Origin of the sequence: Odoribacter sp. N54.MGS-14 (genome assembly GCF_000980295.1) — a bacterium.
In the GTDB taxonomy this organism is placed as follows: Bacteria; Bacteroidota; Bacteroidia; order Bacteroidales; family Marinifilaceae; genus Odoribacter; species Odoribacter splanchnicus.
Genome location: NZ_LARL01000001.1, coordinates 107,739 through 131,888 on the forward strand (window position 1 = coordinate 107,739; position 24,150 = coordinate 131,888).

The window sequence follows — 24,150 nt, forward strand, 5'->3', positions numbered from 1 at the left end:
GAGAGGAAAAGAAAAAACCGGGACAGAAAAAAGAACAGGAAGAAAAGATTTGGAAGGCTGAAGGAGAAGAATATAGCAAAATACGATACCTTTGTGAGGTGAGAGATTTTGATTTTATATAATAACGAGATTATGGCCGATACAAGTAACAAAAAAAATATCAGAGAAGAATCTTTACGGGATTTAAGCGACTTTTTAACCGCACAAGGCGAGAAGGCTTTCCGTGCAAAACAGATCTGGCAATGGATCTGGCAAAGAGGGGTGACGGATTTCGCAGAGATGAGCAACTTATCGAAGGCTACCCGGGAATTATTAAGCCGGCATTATTTCTTCGATTCCCTCTTTCCGCAGCAGGTGCAGACAGCCAGCGACGGCACCGAAAAAACAGCCTGGCGGCTGACCGACGGCGAAATCGTCGAGAGCGTACTGATTCCCGGAAATCAAAAATTCACGGTCTGTGTATCTTCACAAGTGGGTTGTCAGCTGGGGTGCAAATTCTGTGCAACCGGTACCCTGGGTTTTAAACGTAATTTAACGGCCGGCGAAATTTTCGAACAGGTGGTCCGTGCACAGCAGGCAGCGGAAGCCCAGGGGCAACCATTGAGCAATATCGTTTTCATGGGAATGGGCGAACCTTTACTGAATTACGAGCAGGTCCTCAGAGCGATAGAACGGATTACGGCCCAGGACGGATTAGCCATGTCACCCTACCGGATTACGGTATCTACAGCCGGTATCCCGGAAAAAATCAGGCAATTGGCAGACGATGGAGTGCGTTTTAATCTGGCGCTTTCGCTACATGCAGCGAAAGAAACCACCCGCACTTTCCTTATGCCGGTGAATAAAGCCTATCCTTTGAGTGAGATTGCAGGAAGCCTGAAATATTTCGTCGAAAAAACAGGAACCCGTCCGACTTTCGAGTATTTGCTTCTGAAAGATATCAACGACAGCCTCGAAGATGCAAAAGCTTTGGCCCTCTATTGCCGCCAATTCCCGATCAAGATCAATATCATCGAATACAACAATGTGGAAGGTTCTGGTTTTCACCACAGTCCGGACAAAAACCGGGATGCCTTCATCCGGTTTCTGGAAGGATGTAACATGGTGGTCAACGTACGCCGCAGCAAAGGGAAAGACATCGACGCCGCCTGCGGACAGTTGGCGGGGAAACAAGAAAGCAATTTGTAAAATCCATAAAGTCTTCCGGACCCTGCGAATCCTTTTTTAAGGCCACCGGTCAGGAGCGGAACATGGTATCATAAACCGAATTAAAACCTACGTTTATTAGTGTAAATATGTATATAACTGCCTTATAAATAAAAGATTGTGAAACATTAATACAATCAGCAATATATTTCTGACTCCAATTTCTTTCTTGTCGTCGACGTTTAACTTGCTCAATAATATAAGACATAAAATAAGATACAATTTCTAACAAATATTTTTTAATGACTCAATTTGAATAAGATCAGAAAACTTGTTTTTATCAGTTGTTAATAAAATTTTTCATTTAGTTGAAAATAATAAAACCCTATAGGGATTCTATTTATATAATGAAAAATAGTTATTTTGATTTTAATTGTCTTTTTCATGCGATCAAAGATTGAGATTTATTGAACCGTAATTAATCTAAATCCTGTTAAAATCTAAAACTATACCATTATGAAAACAATTCCCTTTGTTCCAGCCTGCCAGAATATGGAGGAGATTCAGAAACTCGCCGTTTTGATAACCGATTTCATTCATCCCGAAATGATTGTTTTGTTCGGTCGGTATGCAGGTATGCCTTCGTACGATATCCGGGGAGGTTATGAACTGCTGATCCTGACCGCAAATCAACCGGCGGTGGGTGTTAAAGAAGTGATGGGGTATCTTGCCATGAATTTCCCTGAGAAAGACCGGAAAGAGCCTTATCTTTCACTTCATTTGTTGACCGTTGTTTTCGTTCACCACCATTCTTCCCAAAGCCATTTTTTGTATACTATTCGCAAGGAGGGAGTTTTACTGTATAAAAACGAGTCTTGTAAGCTGAAAGACAAAGTCTGTTACAAGCCGGTCCGCAGTTATCGTCAGGCGGAGGGCTATTCGGACCAATGCCTGGCCTTAGGACGGGCCTTTTTGCAAGATGCCCGTCGTCAGCAACAGAGCGGTATTCCACGCATGTCTGCTTTTTATCTCAGCCAGGCCGCTACCCAGTTTTTTCGGGCAGCCGCGTTCGTCCATTACGGTTTTATCCCGGAACAGAAGGAAGATTTGCTCATGACTTATCTCCGCATACGGCATTGTTCGGCTGGAATGGCGGGTTTGTGGAAAGGGGAGAGAGAGCTTTCGGAATGGAGGCTGTTCGGTCGGTTGCAGTCGTTCAGCTATAAAGCCCGTTACAGCTATCCTTTCACAGTGGATTCGGATTTGCTTGCCTGTTGTATGGACTGTGTGGTGAAAACCGAAAAAGTTGTCGGGGATTTTTGTGCGGAGCGGCTCCGCTTTCTGGCACATCTTCGGTCTTGACCAGTGTAACCGGAGGTTACCGATTAGCGCTTTATCGGTCGGCATCTCTTCGATGCTGATCGGTGCAATTCCCGCTTGCTGATGAATGCCTGGCTGACCGGCGGCACAGTCTTTCCGGTCGGCTTTGCAGTCAGAACCAGAGGTTCGCTGGCCAGAAACCGGAGAGGTTTTGCCGGTCCGGAGCCTGAATGACGCCCCTGATCAGGAACGAAGCGACGCTAATCCCTCTCCCTGTCTCACTCCCGCTTCATCGGGAGTTGTTCCTCGTATACGGCGGGAAGGTTCTCTTCCGTGTCTTTGTCTTTTTTCTTTTTGCGGGTAAACCGTTCGTGCAAGCTCTCCATCATCAGGTAGAAATTGGGAATAAACAAGGTGCCTACGAGGGAGGTCATCAACATACCGGCAAAAACGGCGATACCGAGCGAGATCCGGCTCGAAGCTCCGGCTCCGGTCGAAATCACCAGTGGGAAAGTGCCGAGGATGAAAGCAAAAGAGGTCATCAGGATCGGGCGGAGACGTACGCGTCCGCCTTCGATCGCCGATTCTTCGGTCGACTTGCCTGCAGCCCGGTAATCCCGGGCGAATTCTACGATCAGGATGGCATTTTTCGCCGCCAGGGCAATCAGAAGCACTACTCCGATTTGGGTGTAAACGCTGATCGGAAGATTCATGACCATCACTCCGATCACTACTCCCAGCAGGGCGATAGGCAAACCCATGATCACTGCAAAAGGATCCGTCCAGCTCTCGTATTGGGCTGCCAGGATCAGGAAAGCCACCACGATGGCCAGTATAAAGATGATGGAGGTGGACGAACTCGCATTTTCTTCCTGATATGCCATAGAAGTCCATTCATAACCGAAGGAGCGTCCCACTTTCTCCCGGATCAGTTTGGCCATAATATTCAGCGCCTCTCCCGAGCTATAACCGTCTGCTGCGGCACCCGAGATCAGGGCGGATACGTAAGTGTTGTATTTCGTCAGGCTCTCTGCTCCGATCCGCGTCTCGATAGTAGTAAAGGCCGAAAGGGGAATCATGTCGCCCTTGGAGTTGCGGACATTCAATAGGCGTAGGTCGGTTACCAGAGCCCGGCTGTCGGGGGCACCCTCGACCTTCACCTGGTAAGTGCGGCCGAATTTCACAAAATTGTTGACATAGGTGGAACCGAGGTATGTGCCGATCGTATTGAACACCTCGCTTAGCGGAATCTGCATCAGCTCTACTTTGTTCCGGTCGATATTCAGGTAATACTGGGGTACACTGGCGCTGAACATCGACTGGACGGTAGAGAGACCCGGGGTCTCGTTGCCGGCGAGCATCAGTTCGTCTGTCATGCGTTGCAGTTCTTGCGGGCCGTAGTTGTTGATATCCTCCAGCATGACTTCAAACCCGCTGCTTTCGCCCAATCCCGGGATGGCCGGCGGTAAGACGGCGAAGGTTCTGGCTTCCGGTATCGCTTCATAGGCCATACCGTTGAATTGGTTCACCAGGCTTTGGGCGCTTAACTGCGGAGATTTCCGTTGGTCCCAGTTTTTGAGCATCACGAACAGCGTGGCGGCATTCGAAGCGTTTGCATTACTCATCATTGAAAAGCCGTTGATCGTGATATAGGTTTCGATGCCTTCCATTTGGTTCAGTACGGCCGACGCTTTTTGCAGGGCCGTAGCCGTCTGGCTCGACGAAGCACCGTCGGTCAGTTGCATGAAAGCGATGAAATACCCCTGGTCTTCTTCCGGGATAAAAGTACGCGGCCATTTGATAAATCCCCAGAAAGCCAGCGCCGAAAGGATCAAAAAGACGATAAAAGTCATCAGCGATTTACGCATGAAGTGAGTGATCACCCAGGTATAACCATGGTTTGTCTTTTCAAAAAACCGGTTGAAAGCTTTGAAGAGAAAGAATTTGGCCGGCTGTTTGGGTTTCAGAAACAGGGCACAAAGTGCGGGGCTCAGGGTGAGGGCGTTGAACCCGCTGATTACCGTCGAGATGGCGATCGTCAGGGCGAATTGTTTGTACAACTGGCCGGTGATGCCGCCGATAAAGGCCGTGGGAATAAATACGGCCAACAGTACGAGCACAATACCCACAACAGCTCCCGACACTTCCTTCATGGCCTGGATCACCGCCTCTTTTACGGTGGGATACCGGCCGGTTTCGATCAGCCGGTAACTGTTTTCTACGATGATAATGGCGTCGTCTACTACCAGCCCGATAGCCAGTACCAGCCCGAAGAGAGTCAGCGTATTGATGGAAAATCCCAGCATCGCCATGAAGGTGAAAGTCCCGACCAGCGAGACGGGAATCGTGATCAGCGGAATCAGCATCGCCCGCCAGTTTTGGAGGAAGATCAGAATAACCAGTAAAACCAGGATAAAGGCGGTGATCAGGGTTTCGTATATTCCTGAAATCGAGGCATTGATAAATTCCGTCGTATCGAGGGTCACGCTGTATTGCACCCCTTCGGGGAAATAGGAGGCCAGTTTGTCCATCTCTTTTTTCACCCGTTGTGCCACGTCCAGGGCGTTGGCTCCCGGAAGCTGATAGACGGCGATTGCTGCGACGGCTCCGCCTTTCAGGGTGGCGGTGGAGCTGTAGCTTTCACGTCCGAGCTCTATAGTGGCCAGGTCACGGATGCGAAGGTATTTGCCGTCGGGAAGGGCCTTGACGATGATATTGCCGAATTCTTCTTCATCGATCAGTAATCCTTGGGTTTCGAGGGTGTATTGGTAGGCTTCTTTGCGGACTAAGGGTTCCGATCCCACGCTGCCCGCTGTAACCTGGATATTCTGGCCCTGAATGGCCGATACGATATCCGCCGGAGTGATGCCCCGGATAGTCAGCTGATCCGGATCCAGCCAGATACGCATACTGTATTTGCCCATGCCGAACAAGCCCACATTACCTACTCCTTTTACCCGGCCCAATTCGTTGGTGATATTCAGGGCCGCATAATTAGAGAGAAAAAGAGCGTCGTATTGCGGACTATCCGAGGTCAGTGACAGAAACATCACGACGTTGGTCGATTCCTTGGTCGTAGTGACCCCGATCTGGGTCACCTCCTGCGGTAAAGTGCTCAGGGCCATGTTCACCCGGTTTTCTACGAGCACGGTGGCCATATCCAGGTCGGTTCCCACTTCGAAAGTGATGGTCAGCTGGTAGCTGCCTGTGCTCGACGAAGTCGACGACATATAAAGCATACCCTCTACGCCGTTCACTTGTTGCTCGATCGGGGTGCCTACCATGTCGGCGATTGTACTGGCATTGGCTCCGGGGTAGGAGGCCCGGACAACGACTGTCGGAGGAGTGATCGTCGGATATTGTTCTACCGGCAGACCACGTAAAGATACCAGTCCTGCGATCACGATAAGGATAGACAGGACCGTAGCGAATATAGGGCGGTTAATGAAAAATGTACTGAACATAGGAATAGATTAACGTTTTGTTTTTTCTCTCACTGGTTTCACGGTCATGCCCGGACGCACATTCATCAGGGCTTCCACGACATAACGGTCGTCCGGAGTGACACCACTGACGATCTCCCGCATGCCGTCGTTACTCAATACCCCGACTTTGACGGTTTGCTGCACCACCCGGTTGTTCTCATCCACCAGATAGACATAGCGGCCTGCCTGTCCCGTGCCGATCGAAGCCTCCGGTATCAGTAAAGCATCTTTTACCACTTTATAGGGAAGCCGGATTTTAACATACATCCCGCTTAATAATTCTTCTTTCGGATTTTCGAGAATGGCCCGTACGGTCACCGTCCCGGTTTGCAGATCGACGTTCGGCGAAGTATAGTCGAGCTCGCCTTTCCAATAACGGCTGGTGTCCGCAGCATTGATGACCGTCAGCGCCAGGGCCGAATCTTTCGATACCAGCGGATTGGTCACCGGAGGAATTTGTTCGAACTCGGCATAAGCCATATTGAAATAAGCATACATATACTTATCTTTATACATCGTAGCCAGGGTGACCGGTTGTACCGCTCCTCCGACAAAGTTCTGAAGGTCCACCAGGTTCCGGGATACCCGTCCGTCGAAAGGAGCTTTGATGTAACAATAATTCAGATTAGTCTGAGCAGTATTCAATTGTGCCCGGGCATTCTGAAGATTCGCTATCGCCGAATGGTAATCCGATTCGGCCTGGATGAAGTCGATCTCACTGATAGCCCGGCTAGGCATCGCTTCTTTCATCTTCTCGTATTGTGCCCTGGCGTAAGCCAGACGTGCCTCTGTACTCTTCATTTCGGCCTGTGCCGCTTTCAACTGATCCTGATAGGGTTGAGGTTCGATGACAAACAACAACTGGCCTGCTTTTACCGGCACTCCCGGGATATAATTCATCTTTTCCAGGAATCCCGATACCCGGGCCACCAGATTCACCGTTTGCACGGCTTCCAGATAAGCCGGATACTGATACGTATACACGACATCGTGTTGGGCAGGTCTGTTCACTAAAATCTCCGGGGCCGCTTGTCCGCTTGCGGCTTCCTGTTTCTCTTTCTTCCTGCAACCTCCCAATATCACTCCCAAACCAATCATCAGAACGATCATCTTTTTCATAACAATGATTTTTTTAATTCGCTTTTAGCCTTTAACTTTATTTTTCCACTCCTCCCCCCAGTGCCTTATACACCTGTATCATATAGAGCAGGGTTGCACTCTGCGAATTCACATACACATTTTCGTAGTTCAATACATTGCGTTGTGAGTCCAGTACATTCTGGTAATTGGTCAGTCCTTTCTTATACAGGTCCATTGCATATTCCAGCGTCAGTTTAATTTCCTGCAGAGCAAGCCGGTCTGCATCCAGTTGTTGGAGTGATTTATTATATGACGATAAGGCATCGTCTACCTCTTGCAAAGCTGTGAGCAGAGTTTGGTTATACGTATTGATCCCTTCGTCCAGTTGGATTTGGGCCTGCCGGTTAGCCTGGGCGATCTGGCGCCCGCTGAAAATCGTCCATTTGATGCTCGGGCTGATTTGCCACGTCATGTTCTCCTTCTTGAAAAACTGTTTGTAATATTCGTTGCCATACCCGAAAGCGCCCGTTAGGTAGAATTTCGGCCACCAGTCTGCCCGTGTTGCTCCTGCTGCGGCTGCCAGTGCATCCATCGTCCGTTCGGCCGAGCGGACATCCGGGCGCCGCCGGATCAGTTCGGCCGGGATTCCTTGCATAAGGATCGGGTTGCCTTGGGGGAGAGGGTGCACTTGCAGTAAAGCTTGCCGTAAAGAATCCGAATACTCTCCGGTCAGGACAGCCAGTGTATTCACTTCCGAGTAGACCGAGGCTTCCAGTCCGGGAAGGGTTGCCTTCGTTTGTAGCCACAGGCCTTTCGATTGCGCCACCGTTAGGTTGGAAGTCAGTCCGGCCGCCAGTTTGGCTTCATTGATCCGGAGAATCTCCTCCTGGGATTCCAGGTTATTACGGGCAACTTCCAGTTGTTGCTGGTAAGTGCGCAGACGGATATAAGCCATCGCCACTTCTGAGGCGAGCGAGACCATTGTACCCCGGTAATCCTCCTGTGAAGCCAGGTAATATTCTTTTTGGGCTTTGGCTCCTTTCCGGATATTGCCGAACACATCGATTTCCCAATTCATTTCTATACCGGCCTGCCCGATGTGGTAGTAATTATCGGCATGGTCGATGCCCAGACTGCTTTTTTCCGGTGTATATTGGGCCGAAGCGCTGAAACTCGGGAAAAAATGGCCCTGTTGTGACCGCCAGCGCGATTTCGCCAATTGGATATTTTTTACTGCATTCTGCAGATTATAATTATTGGCTACAGATTTGTCGATCAGACGGATAAGTGTCGAATCTCCGAAAAATTGCCACCAACTGTCTTCTGAAGGCATCGTTTGTTGCAGATCGAGTACCGGGTCTTGCTGGGCTTTTGACCGGCCCCCTAAGATCAGGCTTAAAAATAACAGAAATAAGATTCGTCTCATATCGGATCGGTTAAAATATCGTTTAAATTACAAATCCCTATACGAAAACGAAATAGCGAATGTTGTGGAATAATTCAGCTCGTTTGTGGAATTATTCCACAAAAACAAGTTCCCCGGGGAAAAGATTTGAATATATAGTATGCTGACAGCCAATGCATAACTTTTATACTTGAAAAATGGTATATATTTTTCATAAGCGAGGAAATAGCAAGTATAAATAAATTAAACAGATAAATATGAGGGTTAATAATTGGCTGAGTGGTTTTGCCTGTGTGCTCCTGTTGGGAGTGGTGGGTTGTAAAAAAGATAAGATACGTGAAGGAATTCCCGTAGTAGTTGAGAAAGTGGGGGTCGATGATGTAGAGATATTCGGTGATTATGTAGGGCGGATCAGGGCCCGGCAATTTGTGGAAGTACATGCCCGGGTAGAAGGCTATCTGGAAAAGATGCTTTTTGAGGAAGGGAAACGGGTAGAGCGTAATCAGCCCTTGTTTATTATCAATCCCGATTTATATAAAGCGCGGGCCGATAAAGCTGCGGCTCAGCTGAAAAAAGACGAAGCCCAGGAGTTGAAAACCGGACGCGATGTAGAGCGTTTGCGTCCTTTATACGAACAGAATGCAGCCAGCCAGTTGGACCTGGATAATGCCATTGCCGCTTACGAAAGTGCTAAAGCGAATGTAGCCATGAGTAAAGCCGATCTGGCACAGGCAGAGATGGAGCTGGGATATACGACGGTACGTTCGCCCATTTCGGGATACATCAGCGAACGGCATGCCGATATCGGTACCTTGGTGGGCCCCGGCTCCAAGTCGCTATTGGCGACTGTCGTGGCCAGCGATACCGTGTTGGTCGATTTTAGCCTCACCGCCCTCGATTATCTCCGCAGCCAGCAGCGTAATGTGAGATTAGGCGAGCAGGACGCTACCCGTTCCTGGCAGCCCTCGATTACGGTCACCCTGGCCGATAATTCTGTTTATCCGGAGAAGGGCCTGGTCGACTTTGCCGAACCTCAGGTCGATCCCAAGACAGGTACTTTCGGGGTGAGAGCCGAACTGGCCAATCCCGGGCGGAAACTGCTGCCCGGACAGTTTACTAAAGTCAAACTGCTGCTCGATGTGCGCGAAAATGCCGTAGTGGTACCTGCCCGCGCAATTATTATCGAGAAGGGAGGTGCTCATGTTTATGTTATGCGCAGGGATAGTACTGCCGAGAAACGGTTTATCGAAACCGGACCCGAAGTCGGTAATTTTGTGGTGGTAGAGAGGGGATTGGGACCTGATGAAATGGTCGTGACCGAGGGACAACACAAACTTTCTCCCGGTGATCTTTTGGCTCCCCGCACGGTGGCTAAAAAAGAAGAAAATACAGACGAAATAAACGAAGTAAGATGAAAGTTGAATTCTTTATAGACCGCCCTATCTTTTCGGCGGTATTATCCATATTGATTGTCGTGGTAGGATGTATCGGCCTTTATTTGTTGCCGGTGGATCAATACCCGCAGATTACACCTCCTATGGTGAAAATTTCGGCCTCCTATCCCGGGGCTAGTGCACAGACTGTCTCGCAGGCAGTGGCGACCCCCATCGAGCAGGAACTCAACGGGACGCCGGGAATGCTCTACATGGAATCCAGCAGTTCCAATTCCGGCGGTTTGTCAATCAATGTCACCTTCGACATTTCGGCCAATCCCGAATTATCTGCCGTAGAAATCCAGAACCGGGTGAAACTGGCCGAGTCGCGCTTGCCCGCCGAGGTGGTGCAGAACGGTATTTCCGTCGAAAAGCAATCTTCGAATCAGCTCATGACCCTGACCCTGACTTCCGACGATCCCCGTTTCGACGAAATCTATCTCAGTAATTTTGCGACGATCAATGTCCTGGATATCCTGAGGCGTATCCCCGGGGTAGGACGGGTTTCCAATATCGGAAGCCGTTATTATGGTATGTGTATCTGGGTGATGCCCGACCGGATGGCTAATTTCGGACTGACGGTAAAAGATTTGCAGGATGCCCTCAAAGACCAGAACCGTGAGTCGGCGGCCGGCGAATTGGGCAAGCAGCCTATTTCCGGACAGGATATTACCATTCCGATCACTACCCAGGGGCGTTTGTCTACAGTCAATGAATTCGAAGAGATTGTGGTCAGAGCGAATCCCGACGGTTCTATCGTACGTTTGAGGGACGTTGCCCGGGTCTCTCTCGAGGCTTCTTCCTATTCCACCGAGAGTGGTATGAACGGTAAAAATGCCGCAGTACTCGGGATTTATACCCTTCCCGGTGCGAATGCCGTCGAAGTGGCCGGGCAGGTGCGCGAAACGATGAAAGAGATCAGTAAGAATTTTCCCGAAGGGCTCGATTACGAAATCCCTTTCGATATCACCAGCTACATTTCCGAGTCTATCCACGAGGTGTATAAAACCTTGTTCGAAGCGCTGTTGCTGGTGGTGTTGGTGGTGTTTCTTTCGCTCCAGAACTGGCGCGCTTCTCTGGTGCCCCTGATTGCTGTGCCAATATCGTTGATCGGAACTTTCGGGGTGATGTTGGTTTTGGGCTTTTCGCTCAATTTACTTACTCTGTTGGGATTGATTTTGTCGATAGGTATCGTGGTCGACGATGCCATTGTAGTTGTCGAAGCGGTCGAGAGTTATATGGAAAAAGAAGGTTTGAGCCCCTACGAGGCTACGAAGAAAGCTATGCGGGGATTGACCGGGGCGTTGATCGCCACCTCTCTCGTGCTGGCTGCGGTATTTATTCCGGTTAGTTTCCTGGGGGGGATTACCGGTTTGCTTTACCGGCAGTTTGCCATTACCATTGTCGTTTCGGTGTTGATATCGACTGTGGTCGCTTTGACGCTGAGTCCGGCGATGTGTGCGCTCTTGCTGCGTCCTTCCGCACCCTCTAAAAACCGTATTTTCGGAATGATCAACCGTTGGCTGGCTACCGGAAACCGGAAATATGTAGGGATAATCGGTAAAGCGATCGCCAATCCCCGCCGTATCCTGGCCGGTTTCGGGATGGTACTTGTTTTCATCTTTGTATTGAACCGGGTGGTTCCGGGTAGTTTTATGCCTGAAGAAGATCAGGGCTATTTCAAGGTTGAACTGGAATTACCCGAAGGGGCTACACTCGAGCGTACACGCCTGGTGACGGATCGGGCGGTAGAATTTCTGAAAGCTCATCCTGCAGTCGGTTATGTACAGAATGTGACCGGTTCCAGTCCCCGGGTAGGAACCAACCAGGCCCGCTCCGAACTGACGGTGATTCTGAAATCGTGGGAAAAGCGTAAAGGAAACGGTATGGAGATCGATCAGGTGATGGAAGATACCCGTAAAGAGTTGAAGCAATATCCTGAGGCCCGGGTTTATTTGTCGAAACCGCCTGTTATTCCAGGCTTAGGTACTGCCGGTGGATTCGAGATGCAGGTCGAAGCCCGGAATGGAGCTACTTTCGAAAATCTGGTCGAAGCGGTCGATACCCTGATGAAGTATGCTGCCGAGAGTAAAGCTTTCACCGGTCTGTCGTCTTCGTTACAGGCCGAAATTCCTCAGCTGTATTTTGATGTCGACCGGGACAAAGCCAAATTCCTGGGTATCCCGATGTCCGATATTTTTTCGACGATGAAAGCCTACACCGGATCGGTTTATGTGAACGATTTCAATATGTTTAACCGGGTTTATAAGGTATATATTCAGGCCGAAGCTCCTTACCGGGCACATAAAGACAATATCAATATGTTCTTTGTAAAGACGGCGGGAGGGGATATGGTGCCTCTGACTGCTTTGGGAGATGCCGAATATACGACAGGTCCGGGAAATATCCGGCGCTTCAATATGTTCACGACGGCAGTTGTCCGGGGGGCGGCAGCTCCGGGATATAGTTCGGGTGAGGTGATGCGTAAGATGGAAAACATTGCCAAGACTCATTTACCCGAGAATATCGGTGTCGAATGGAGCGGTTTGTCTTATCAGGAGAAAAAAGCCGAGGGACAGCTGGGGCTGGTATTGACTCTGGTATTCCTGTTCGTCTTCCTCTTTCTGGCTGCTTTATACGAAAGTTGGCTGGTGCCGGTGGCCGTGTTGCTGTCGTTGCCCGTTGCAGCTTTGGGGGCTTATCTGGGCATTCTGGGATTTGGGCTCGAGAACGATATCTATTTCCAGATCGGTTTGGTGACTTTGATCGGTCTGGCTGCTAAAAATGCGATTTTGATTGTGGAGTTTGCCAAGATGGAAGTCGACAAAGGGGTCGATGTGGTTGTCGCTGCCAAAAATGCGGCCATGTTGCGTTTCCGCCCGATCCTGATGACTTCGCTGGCCTTTGTGTTGGGTATGTTGCCTCTGGTCATGGCATCCGGACCGGGATCGGCCAGCCGCCATTCGATCGGGACCGGTGTGTTCTTCGGTATGATTGCAGCCATTACCATCGGAATAGTATTGGTACCTTTTTTCTTTGTAATGGTTTATAAATTCAAAGAAAAGATTAGAGTAAAAACGAAAAGCGTAAAATGATGAAGAAAATTTATACCCTCGCTATTGTATTGCTGGTATTGGGAGTGAGTTCCTGTAAACTGGGAAAGCATTACTCCCGGCCCGAACTCCGCTTGCCGGAACAGATCGAAGGAACGGTGCCCGATTCGGTTTCGGCCGGTGATATCCGATGGGCCGATTTATATACCGATCCGGTACTCCGGCAGTTGATCCGGAAAACATTGGAAGGAAACAAAGACCTGATGATCGCTGCGGCCAAAGTGAAAGAATCGATGGAACTCCGTCGTATCGCTAAAGCCGACCTTTTCCCCAAGGCAGAGGCTACCGTGTCTGCCGAGCGCGAATACGATGAAACGCCTGGGAATACTTTTGAGGGAAAAGTGTTGGCATCCTGGGAAGTCGATTTGTGGGGAAAACTACGTTGGGCCGGTCAGGCCGCTCTGGCCGAATATTTGCAGAGCGTCGAAGGCAGGCAGGCTTTGCAGTCGGCTCTGGTTGCCCAGGTGGCGCAGGCTTATTTCGAGTTGATCGCTTTAGATCAGGAACTGGCCATCGTACGGCAGACACTGGCGGCCCGGCAGGAAGGAGTACGTCTGGCAAAGCTCAGGTTCGAGGGAGGATTGACTTCCGAAAATCCCTTGCGTCAGGCACAGGTCGAATTGGCCAGAACCCAAACCCTGGTACCGGGATTAGAAAGGGAGATTCGCCTCAAAGAGAATCAGATTACTTTACTGGCCGGAGAATATCCCGGAGAAGTGGCGAGAGGGAAAAGTATCGGTCAGCAGCAGTTGATGACCGCTCTGCCGGTGGGATTATCTTCCCAAATTCTGGAAAGACGGCCCGACATCCGCCAGGCCGAATATCGGTTGAAAGCGGCTCATGCCAAAGTCGGTGTGGCTTATACCAGCATGTTCCCGAAATTTACTTTAACCGGACATTATGGCCTCGAGAGCAGCGATCTGACCGATTTTCTGAAAGCACCTTACTTTTTTGTCGGTGGTGAATTATTGGCACCGGTGTTTAATCTGGGAAAAAACAGAGCGCGTTTAAAAGCTTCCAGAGCTGTGCAGGAACAGGAAACCTACAATTATCAGAAAGTGGTGCTCCAGGCTTTCACCGAAGTGAGCAATGCCTTGGTCAACTCCCGCAAAAGTCGTGAAATCCGTGAATCCCGCGAACATCTCGAACAGTCGGCCCGTTCTAATCTCGATCTGGCTACTTTGCAATACATCAACGGAGTGATCAGTTATCTCGATGTATTGGATGCCCAGCGTGGATATTTCGATGCCCAGATCGGCCTCAATACGGCTATCCGCGACGAATTACTGGCTACGGTACAATTGTATCAGGTATTGGGAGGCGGTTGTTCATAGGGATGTCAAAAAATGTACATCGGGAGTGTCCCCTGATCAGGATTTCCGGGATTCGATCTCCCGGAGATTCTCCATTTTTTTCTTTCGCAGGAATCCGTTGATATCTTCCAGGTGTTCGGTGACTTTACCGTTTCCGAATTCGTAGACCTTTTGGGCCAGTCCGTTGAGGAAATCCCGGTCATGGGATACGACGATCAGTGTGCCGTCGAAATCGATCAAAGCATTTTTCAGTATATCTTTCGTTTTCAGGTCCAGGTGGTTGGTCGGTTCGTCGAGGATCAACAGGTTGACCGGTTGAAGAAGCAGTTTGATCATAGCCAGACGGGTGCGCTCTCCGCCCGAAAGTACCTTCACTTTTTTGTCGATATCGTCTCCGCTGAACATAAAAGCGCCCAGCAGGTTTTTGGTATTACTTTTCAGCTCCGAAGGGGTAACGTCATCCACCGTCTGGAAAACAGTCAGTTCTTCGTCCAGAAGAGAGGCCTGGTTTTGGGCGAAATAACCGATTTGTACATTGTGGCCGAGTGTGAGTTTACCGGTATAATCCGTAATCTCCCCCATAATACATTTTACGAGCGTAGATTTTCCTTCCCCGTTGCGTCCTACGAAAGCCACCTTTTCTCCTCTTTGAATGGTGAACCCTGCCTCTTTGAACACCAGATGATCCCCGTAATATTTCGACAATTCCTGGGCGATTACCGGATAGCTGCCCGAACGGGGAGAAGGAGGAAATTTCAGGCGCAGGGCAGAGGTATCTTCTTCGTCCACTTCGATCAGCTCTAGCTTTTCGAGCATCTTTACCCGCGATTGCACTTGCAGGGTTTTAGAGTAAGTGCCTTTAAACCGCTCGATAAAATCTTTGGTTTCGGCGATCATTTTTTGTTGTTCGTCATAGGCTTTTTGTTGTTGGGCCCGGCGGTCTTTACGTAGCTCCAGGTACTTGGAGTAATTCACCTTATAATCGTAGATCCGTCCCATCGTGACTTCGATGGTCCGGGTGGTGATGTTATCGACGAATGTACGGTCGTGAGAAATAACGACGACAGCTTTTCCGTTGCTGATCAGAAATTCTTCCAGCCATTGGATCGAGTCGATATCCAGATGATTGGTGGGTTCGTCTAAAAGCAGGACATCCGGATTTTTGAGTAACATTTTGGCCAGTTCGATCCGCATCCGCCAGCCTCCGCTGAAATCGCTGGTCTGACGTTGCAGGTCTTCCCGTTTGAACCCCAGCCCTAGCAGTGTTTTTTCGACATCTGCTTCGAAATGGGTGAGATCGATACTATAATATTTCTCGCTCAGAGCAGAAACCTCTTCGATCAATTTATAATATTCGGGTGAGTCGTAATCGGTACGCTCGGTCAGCTGACGGTTCAGGTCGTCGATCCTTTTCTCCATTGCGAAAAGAGGGGCAAAAGCCTGCGAAGCTTCTTCGTATACGGTACGTCCGTCTTCGGTCATCAGATGCTGCGGGAGATAGGCGATCACGGTATCTTTCGGCGCCGATACACTGCCCCGGCTCGGTTTGCGCTGGCCTGCCAGGATTTTCAGAAGGGTGGATTTCCCTGCACCGTTTTTTCCCATCAGGGCTATCCGGTCTTTCTCATTGATCTGAAAGGAAATATCTTTAAAGAGGGCTCTGTCACCGAATTCTACCGTAAGTCCGTCTACTGAAATCATTTTTTATCTGTCGAAAATTTTTAAATCCATCTTTCCCCCTTCTTTTTCCTGCCCCTCTGTTCTTTTTATCCTGCCGCAAAGATAGAAAGAAGTCGAATAAAAATGCCGGAATAAGGATAAATAAAGTAAATATAGTTATCTTCCCCGGATTATCCGATAAATTTACCTTCCTTCCAGATGCCCGAATTCCGGGTACCGTCGGCCCAGGTATAGGTCCCCTGTCCGTGTCGTCTGTCATTCATCCATTGGCCTGTATATTTATCTCCGTTATTCCAGGTGAACGTCCCTTGTCCTTGTTTCATATCGTTTACCCATTGCCCTTCATATTTATTTCCGTCGGCATGATAATAAATACCCTGACCGTGCATACGATCATTCATCCATTGTCCTACGTATTTATCCCCATTGACCCACGTGAACGTCCCTTGTCCCTGTTTCTTATCGTCAAACCATTGTCCTTCATACCGACAACCATTGGCATAATAATAAATCCCCTCTCCTTGTTGTTTGTCATTCACCCATTGTCCCTTATATTTGCTACCATCGGGATGATAAAGTGTTCCCTGACCGTGCATACAATCATTTTTCCATTGCCCTTCATACCTGCTTCCACTTTTCCACTGGTAAGTTCCCTGTCCTTGTTTTTTGCCGTTCTCCCATTGTCCGTCGTATTTACTGCCATCGGCAAAATAATAAATGCCTGGTCCTTGTTTGTGATCATTCTCCCATTGTCCGTCGTATTTATCCCCGTTGGCATAATAAAAAACGCCTTGACCATGCATATAGTCACCATTCCATTGCCCTTCGTACCTGCTTCCGTCTTGCCAGTCGTAAGTTCCCCAGCCTTGTTTCTTATCGTTTACCCAATCTCCTTTATATTTGCTTCCGTTGGCATAATAAAAAATACCCCGTCCGTGCATATTCCCGTTTTTCCATTGTCCTTCATATCTACCCCCGTCGGTCCAGCAATAAGTCCCCTGTCCGTTGAATTTTCCATCTGCCATTTCTCCGGTATAGCTCCCATTGTCGAACTTATGGGTTTCCATCTTTGAAGTATTGGAAGCCGTAGAGGAGGAGGTAAAAGTATTCGAAATAGGAGTGCTTCCCGAAGTGCCGGATGTTGTCGAAGACGGAGTTAAACCACGTCCGAGGCATTGGGCGATCGAGGCGACAAGCTCTTGAATATGATGGCTTTCGAATGGACAAGCATCTATCCGGTCCAATTTCAATAAGTGATAGGTCATATCGCTGGGTCCCAGCTTCTTGGAGATCTTAAACGGGACGATATTTTTCTCGAATTCCAGTGCCAGGCTAATCTCGTTCGCCGTATTCTCGGAATTATTCGAATGCTCCGACCATATAAAAAGTAAAATCTTACTATTATACACAGCCTGTGAGATCGCTTTGGCATAAGAAGTCCCTCTTTTTATCTCCTCTTTATCTATCCAATAAGATATATTCGCTTGCGTCAATGCAGCTCTGATCTTTTTCACCAATTCTTCGTCTTTTCTCGAATAACTGATAAATACATCATGTTCCATATCGGTTTGATTTTTCATTATTTTAAACTACAAAGAAATAAAAACATATCCATTTCCGGGTCGGCATTTTCCAATATTTCCGGATTTTGTATCAACTGCCTGTCTTTTGCTGTCAAACGTTCCAGCTCGTAACCCGATAAAAAGATCATCAACTTACCGTCTTGTGTGAAGCCTTTGAGTTTTTTGGCATACCATTCCGGACGATTGCTTACCTTGGGGGCGGGTTGATTGTCGGCGATCAGTTTATTTTCTTCTGCACGTTGGCGGATCCAGTTCCATTTACCGTTATGCCGTTCCTTGATGCCCAATAGGTAATAACACTCCGAATCCTCCATCCCGGTTTGCTGATTGAGTTCCGTGACGATATAATCGTCGTTCATCATAAAACCGGCGATACTTATAAATCCTTTCTGACTTAAATCTGTAAATGCCTGCATGGCATTTTCCGTTTCCCAATAACTTTCCGGGACGTTATATTTCCCAAAATCGAATTTCAGGAAAGGAACGGCACTGCCGGGGATAATCCGGTAAATCACCGGTTCGAGGGCGGTGAAAAGATAAGCTTCGTTTCGATGCTGGGTGAGCAAAGGGCCGATACTGGCTTCCAGTGTCCTGGTTTCCATCGGAAGGTATTTCCCCATCACTTGCAAAGCCGAATCGGTCTGTGTCAGTCGTTCAGGATATTTTCCATTGTTATACCCCTCGTAAAACCAGAATTGCGGACCTAGTTTGATAAAACTCTGTGTTCTGTCCGGGACCTCTCTTTGGTCTATGAACCGACCGTTTTTATGATAGCGGTAGAGTTGCACATCTTGTCCCGACAAAATATAGAGCTCGTCTGTTTCGGGATCACTGTAAAAGTCGCTCAATCCCAGGTATTCGCCCGGTGCTCTTCCGATTTTTCCGATAGAATCTAAAAATTCTCCCTTCCTGTCGAACCGGTAAACAAGATTACTCCCGTTCAGCATGTCACCGACATAAAAACTATTACTGTCCGAACGAATCGCATTATATGCCCCCACCGTGATCGATTCCCGGTGGTCCAGTTTGATCACTTCTATCGATTCGATAAAAGTCCTTAGCGAAGAAGCATTGGGCCCGCTATATTCTACCATTTCAGGTAATTCGGGTCGGGAAGTCCCGGCATGACAACCGGTCAGAAGTGCACAAAGCAAAAAGAAAAGGATATTCTGCATAACAAGGATACAATTATAATTTGTTTGCCAAGTTATGATTATTTTGTCAAAAATTTAGATAAATGTGGTATATTTGTTCGCACTAAATCGTTTCGTTGACCATTGTAAAATATGACAAACCGGCAAATTTCACCTCATACAGCCTCTTTTGAAAAGATCTTCCGGGAATATTATCCGGTATTGCTGCCTTTTGTGGAACGGCATGTCGGAGAACGGGAACTGGCTAAAGATTTGGTGCAGGATGTCTTTTTGAAATTATATAAGAGTTATCCTTATTTTTCCTCAGAGGTAAATATTAAATCCTGGTTATATACCTCTTCACGAAATGCTGCATTGGATTATCTGCGGCATTTGAAAGTTCGGGATAACAATAAGCTACTGATGGCAGAAGCGATGATGTATGCTGCCGATGTGGATGAGGTGATCAGTGAAGAACTGACCCGCAAGATCCATGAAGCTATCGATTCTTTACCTTTGCAGTGCTGCCAGATCGTACGTATGCATATCATCGATGGAAAGAAATATACCGAAATCTCCGCTGAATTGGGAATATCTATAAATACCATAAAAACACAGATTTTCCGTGGATATAAAAAATTGCGTGAACTACTTGCCGATGATTTGAATGCCTTGGTGTTATTTTATTTCCATATCGTCAGAAAAGAAAATCCTGATTTTTGTTGAAAATCAGAAGAAATATCAAATTTTTGTCACTCAAAATAAAAATAAGCTCGTCTTATCTGTAATTGAAACAAACTGTCGGATGAAAATCCGATGTTTATTATAAACAATAAGTCATGAAAGTTATTTTTATTTTATTTCTGTGTTTCCTTGTAAATCTGGTTTCGGCTCAAGATTTCCAGTATCGTATCGACTCAAATGTAAATACAGTAAAAATCGACTCCATAGGAAAGATTGTACGGGAATTGAGAAATTACAATACTAAGGGTAATAATCGTTATTTATCCTATTGGGAAGCTTATGCTTATTATAAATGTGCTATACTTTCCAGGGTATTGAAAAAAGAGGAAGACGCTGAAAAATTTACGGAAAAGGCGATTGAGATACTGGAATCTACAAAAGGCAAGACAACTGAAGATTATGCCCTGCTAGGTATGTTAAAAAATTATCAAATAAATTTTTCAGGATGGTTGGCGACTATTAAATTGAGTAATCAAGCTAAAACGATGGCGCAGAAGGCTATTGAATTGGATGGTGATAATTTACGGGCCTATCTGGTTTTGGGTATAAATAATTATTATACACCGGAGCTTTATGGTGGAAAAAGTAAATGTGAAGCATATTTCAAAAAAGCAATAGCTCTTCCTGACCGTACTTCAGAAAATGAATTCGACCCTACCTGGGGAAAAGGAGATGCTTTTTATTTCTTGTTATCCTATTACAAGAACCGGAAGGATGATGGGGATCAGGAACTTTTTGAAAAATTGAAACAGGATGCCCGGAATAAATTTCCGGATGATAAAAGATTCAAGCGTATCGGTTATTAATTATAAGAATATTATCCTGTATCATGGAGCCGTTCATGACAGTTATAGAATTTGCCGGTATATCCGATTTTATAGGGTGTGATCAAAAATATGAAAATAGCTATTCTGAGGTGCTCAGGTTTATAAGAGAAAGGATGACATTCCGGGTTTACACTTCTGTTAGGGATAAATTTTATTTGATATTGGTGTTCGTATTCATTATCCCTGTTGGTTTGTCTGCACAAAATGCTTATATACAGGGAGTTGTTCAAGATATTGACGGAACACCTTTGGCCGGGGCTGTTGTGATGCTTATGCGTGACGGTACACGGGTTGCGGCGACTACTTGTAAGATAAACGGTACTTTTAAAATCTCAGCTCACATTCTGCAAACCGATGTTTTACAGGTGTCGTTTGTCGGATTCCGTAATCGGCAAATTCCTGTTTCTGTGTTAACTGACCGGAATGAAATTCATATTGTTTTGCAGGAATCCAATATTCAGCTTGATGATGTTATCGTCATGGGGCCGAGTATATCGGAGGATTTTGCAGTAGAACGTTTGGAGAGTATCGATATTTATCTTTCTCCTGCTTCAGGGGCCGATCCTTTGAAAGCAGTATCTGTGATGGCGGCGTCTACCAACGTATCGGAAAGTGCGAATACAGAATTACGGGGATCTTCGGGCAACCATTCCGTTGTGGTGCTGAATGGGGTGCCTGTCTGGAAGCCGGTACGCAATACCCAATTGAACGGTATCGGGAATTTTTCTGTTTTCAATACTGAACTTATCGGCCAGATGAAAGTTTATGCAGGTAATCCTCCGTTGACAATAGGGAATTCGATTGCAGGTGCGATAGAGATTGAAACGCCTGAACACATCACTCGTAATGATTTGAAATTGTCTTTATCGCTTGCGAATGCCGGTATCCTGATCAGTAAAAAGATATCGGATAAAAATTTCTTGCAATTATATGCTAATCACCAATTTTCAGCTCCATACCTCTGGCTGAATCATACTAATACAGATTTTTTGAAGCGTTTCAATACGACGGATGGAGGGGTGAACCTCCATTTACAGTTAACCCCTCGGTTGAAATTCAATCTTTATGAATATGCTATCGACGAGTACTACCGGGCAGATACAGAGCAATATAATTATAAGGACGAAAGTAAGGCAACAAGCCGGCGTTGGTTTCAGGTTGCAGGCCTTACTTTTGCGGCCTTGCAAAGTGGTGTAGTGGTTGAATTGAATAATGGCATAGATCTCTGTAAAAGCGGTTATCAATTTGGTGTCATGGACGGTTCGACACGGGAGAACCGCTTGTATACCTCGTTGGCCGCAAAGTATTTTGTTAGAAATCTGGGGTTTCAGGCTGGACTCACACATCAATATACACGGGTTAATTTTTATGGTACTTTTCCCAAATATTTTTATGATTATTCGGATGAAGCAGAGGATGTAACGGCCGATGATAAACTCTATAACCGTGTCTGGGAAGGTTATTTTTATTGTAAGTATACACCTGTACGTCATTTACTTTTCAGCGGTGCGGTCAGAAAAAATATTCCTGAAGCCAGTCAACCAAATTATACATCCTGGCAAGTTTCGGGGCGATGGAATATGAATGAAAAATTTTCATTGTTATTGTCAGCCGGAAAATATCATACTTATAATGTTCCGGCATACAACAGCCAAAATTTTGCTTTACATTCTTCCCGTCAATATTCTGTTGACCTGACAAGTCATATTTATGACTTTGATCTAAAACTCTCTTCTTATCTAAAAAATGAAAATACCCGGGACTATTTTGCTGAGAATGGGAAAGAGGCTGTTGTGGAGCGAAGACTGAAAGGTTTGGAATTTTCTGTTGCCCGTACGATAGGGCGATTTTCATTTGCAGGTTCCTATACTTTTATCGATTCCCGTGTCCGGTTGGGGAAAAAGAGTTATCGTTCTGCCAATGATATGGATTATATCATCCGGACCTCCATTGTCTGGCGTACAGCAAATCAATGGAATATAGGGATAAATTTTTCTGCACGCCCGGGTTTATATTACACCCCTGTTGAGTATGCTTTAAATATTAGTGATAATGTATGGTTTCCTCTTTATGGAGACTATAATTCGGAACAAGTAACGGCTTATCATTCATTGGATTTGACCGTCAATAAGATATTTCCGTTAAACAAAGGTCACTTACTTGCATTTTTCACAATTACAAATATGTTGGATAAATCAAATAGAAATTATCCTGTGTATAGTACTGACTATAAATCTGTCCTTGGGTGGGAAGAATATCAGAGGAGATTGGTGTATGTAGGGTTACAGTTTAATTTTTAAATGATTTTTTATAAAAATGTCAAATTCTTGTCATACAAAGTATAGGTGAGTCCGTTTTAGAGGTGATAATTGAAATAGACTGTTATTATAATTTGATACGACAATTTAAAGGGTCGATTCTTTTTGCGGGTTTTCGCAAAAAGAATAATGAACAATTCTTGGAAGCTTCGCTTCCATTAAAAAATAAAAGAGGGGAAAAAAATGAGAAAAGAAAAAGAGAATAGAGTCATTGATAATCAATTCGATAGGATCCATCCCTTGGGTATACTGTTTCATTGTCAATCAACCAGGTGCCCGCAGGGTCCAATGACTTTATAAACATTATGAACTTTATAAACTTTCAACTAAATTAAACGACCCTTTTTCATTTGAGATAGTGGGATTAAGTTCAATGAAATACCATGGAAAAAGAAGAAATAACGATAGAATTACTTTATAGAAAACTGGAAAACCGTTTGACAGAAGAGGAAGTCAAACATTTTGAGATGTGGATGCAGGATATCGATCATCAGAGGTATTATTGGAATCTACAATCTTTTTATGAATTACGAGAGGATGGAAGGCCGGATAGTGCAGAAGTGAACCGTGCGTGGATTGATTTACAGAGCCGGATAAATAAACAGGGGTTAAAGCCCGGACGTAACCGTCTGTTATGGCGTGGTGTGGTAGCAGCTTCAATAATTATTTTGTTGGGAGTAATACCTTTAATTGTGCCGCAAGATGTAAAAAACGTTTCTTCGGAAGCGGAGATACAGATCCGTCCCGGTCATCGGAATGCTATTCTGGAACTGGCTGATGGTAAGGTTTATAACCTGACAAACTTGGAATATGGGGGGAATAACAGGATTTCTGAGAATATTATTGTGGATAGTTGTTGTTTGGATTATCTCCGGCCGGATACGCTGATTCCGGTAGCGCTGGCCTGGCATAAAGTAATTGTTCCCCGGGGAGGAGAGTTTCAGATTTCTCTGGAAGATGGAACGAGAGTTTGGCTGAATTCAGAATCTACCCTGAAATATCCGGAGGTATTTACCGGAACTACCCGGGAGGTATTTCTGGAAGGGGAAGCCTATTTTGAAGTAGCACGAAATACAAATTGTCCTTTTATCGTGCATACGGGAATACAAAATGTCAGGGTATTGGGGACCAGTTTCGGAATAACGAATTATGCAGATGACCAGAATCTGACTACCACTTTGGTTAACGGGAAGGTACAAGTAGAATTTCCGGGCTTTTCGGATGAGGTATTTCTTTTGGAACCGGGTTTTCAGCTGGCTTGTGACCGGCAAAACCGGAAAATTGAAAAGCGGACTGTCGATGTCTATGAATATGTTGCCTGGAAAGATGGAAAATATGTTTTTACCCGGAAACGTCTTGAGGATATATTGACTACGCTTTCCCGGTGGTATGATTTTCATGTGTTTTTCCAAAATCCGGAAGTAAAAGAGGTCGTCTTTTCCGGTGAACTGAGACGTTTCGATAGTTTCAGTGATATTCTTCGTTTGATTGAGAAAACAAGCGATGTCAAATTTACTACGACAGGCAATACCGTTTTGGTGAGGGAATGATGATAACGACTAAAATAATG

Annotated in this window: 15 protein-coding genes; 9 read left to right on the forward strand and 6 right to left on the reverse strand. The window is 46.4% G+C overall.

The genetic code is table 11. The features are described 5' to 3' along the window. Positions 1–132 precede the first annotated feature (132 nt). Together rlmN and WS42_RS00490 are read left to right on the forward strand one after the other, a co-directional pair. Positions 133–1,188, forward strand: a complete 1,056-nt coding sequence (gene rlmN / locus WS42_RS00485; protein WP_013612439.1) for a dual-specificity RNA methyltransferase RlmN — start codon at positions 133–135, stop codon at positions 1,186–1,188. Between the two features lie 474 nt (positions 1,189–1,662). Beyond that, positions 1,663–2,508: a hypothetical protein gene (locus WS42_RS00490; protein ID WP_140398589.1), complete on the forward strand. Its 846-nt coding sequence runs from the start codon at positions 1,663–1,665 to the stop codon at positions 2,506–2,508. Positions 2,509–2,744: 236 nt separating this feature from the next. Here the strand turns inward: WS42_RS00490 and WS42_RS00495 are convergent, their stop codons facing one another. From WS42_RS00495 to WS42_RS00505, 3 genes are read right to left on the reverse strand one after another with little or no spacing between them, the layout of a single operon-like run. Further along, positions 2,745–5,930 carry an efflux RND transporter permease subunit gene (locus WS42_RS00495; protein WP_046450628.1) on the reverse strand — a complete coding sequence of 1,062 codons (3,186 nt, stop codon included), beginning with the start codon at positions 5,928–5,930 and terminating at the stop codon, positions 2,745–2,747. A 9-nt stretch (positions 5,931–5,939) separates the two neighbouring features. Then, entirely contained in the window at positions 5,940–7,070 is a 1,131-nt protein-coding gene (locus WS42_RS00500; protein ID WP_013612426.1) for an efflux RND transporter periplasmic adaptor subunit, read from the reverse strand. A 37-nt stretch (positions 7,071–7,107) separates the two neighbouring features. Next, entirely contained in the window at positions 7,108–8,457 is a 1,350-nt protein-coding gene (locus WS42_RS00505; RefSeq protein WP_013612425.1) for an efflux transporter outer membrane subunit, read from the reverse strand. A gap of 236 nt (positions 8,458–8,693) precedes the next feature. Between WS42_RS00505 and WS42_RS00510 the strand changes: the two genes are divergently transcribed. Genes WS42_RS00510 through WS42_RS00520 form a run of 3 tightly spaced genes read left to right on the forward strand, consistent with a single transcriptional unit; the run spans position 8,694 to position 14,316 of the window. Beyond that, the gene (locus tag WS42_RS00510) at positions 8,694–9,851 is read left to right on the forward strand and encodes an efflux RND transporter periplasmic adaptor subunit (protein WP_013612424.1); all 1,158 of its coding nucleotides are present in this window, start codon (positions 8,694–8,696) and stop codon (positions 9,849–9,851) included. Next, on the forward strand, positions 9,848–12,964 hold the full coding sequence (locus WS42_RS00515; protein ID WP_046403649.1) for an efflux RND transporter permease subunit: 3,117 nt from the start codon (positions 9,848–9,850) through the stop codon (positions 12,962–12,964). Before WS42_RS00510 ends, WS42_RS00515 begins: the two co-directional genes overlap by 4 nt. Then, entirely contained in the window at positions 12,964–14,316 is a 1,353-nt protein-coding gene (locus WS42_RS00520; protein ID WP_046404114.1) for an efflux transporter outer membrane subunit, read from the forward strand. The genes WS42_RS00515 and WS42_RS00520 overlap by 1 nt, the downstream gene beginning before the upstream one ends. Positions 14,317–14,352: 36 nt before the next feature. On the opposite strand, the gene WS42_RS00525 is transcribed toward WS42_RS00520, so the two are convergent. The 3 genes from WS42_RS00525 to WS42_RS00535 all read right to left on the reverse strand — a co-directional run bounded on the left by WS42_RS00525 (position 14,353) and on the right by WS42_RS00535 (position 18,733). Continuing rightward, positions 14,353–15,996: an ABC-F family ATP-binding cassette domain-containing protein gene (locus WS42_RS00525; RefSeq protein WP_022159951.1), complete on the reverse strand. Its 1,644-nt coding sequence runs from the start codon at positions 15,994–15,996 to the stop codon at positions 14,353–14,355. Positions 15,997–16,145: 149 nt separating this feature from the next. Continuing rightward, complete coding sequence (locus tag WS42_RS00530) at positions 16,146–17,555, reverse strand: TIR domain-containing protein (RefSeq protein WP_049782894.1); 1,410 nt, start codon at positions 17,553–17,555, stop codon at positions 16,146–16,148. Continuing rightward, positions 17,555–18,733 (reverse strand): DUF4934 domain-containing protein, encoded by a 1,179-nt coding sequence (locus WS42_RS00535; RefSeq protein WP_013612419.1) that lies wholly within the window; start codon positions 18,731–18,733, stop codon positions 17,555–17,557. The genes WS42_RS00530 and WS42_RS00535 overlap by 1 nt, the downstream gene beginning before the upstream one ends. A 111-nt stretch (positions 18,734–18,844) precedes the next feature. On the opposite strand from WS42_RS00535, the gene WS42_RS00540 reads away from it, so the two are divergent. From WS42_RS00540 to WS42_RS00555, 4 genes are all read left to right on the forward strand, one after another. Further along, positions 18,845–19,417: an RNA polymerase sigma factor gene (locus WS42_RS00540; protein WP_013612418.1), complete on the forward strand. Its 573-nt coding sequence runs from the start codon at positions 18,845–18,847 to the stop codon at positions 19,415–19,417. Positions 19,418–19,530: 113 nt separating this feature from the next. Next, positions 19,531–20,241, forward strand: a complete 711-nt coding sequence (locus WS42_RS00545) for a tetratricopeptide repeat protein (protein ID WP_013612417.1) — start codon at positions 19,531–19,533, stop codon at positions 20,239–20,241. A 134-nt stretch (positions 20,242–20,375) separates the two neighbouring features. Next, positions 20,376–22,562, forward strand: coding sequence for a TonB-dependent receptor (locus WS42_RS00550; RefSeq protein WP_046450629.1), 2,187 nt, complete (start codon positions 20,376–20,378; stop codon positions 22,560–22,562). Positions 22,563–22,963: 401 nt separating this feature from the next. Further along, the gene (locus tag WS42_RS00555) at positions 22,964–24,130 is read left to right on the forward strand and encodes a FecR family protein (protein ID WP_022159381.1); all 1,167 of its coding nucleotides are present in this window, start codon (positions 22,964–22,966) and stop codon (positions 24,128–24,130) included. Positions 24,131–24,150 lie beyond the last annotated feature (20 nt).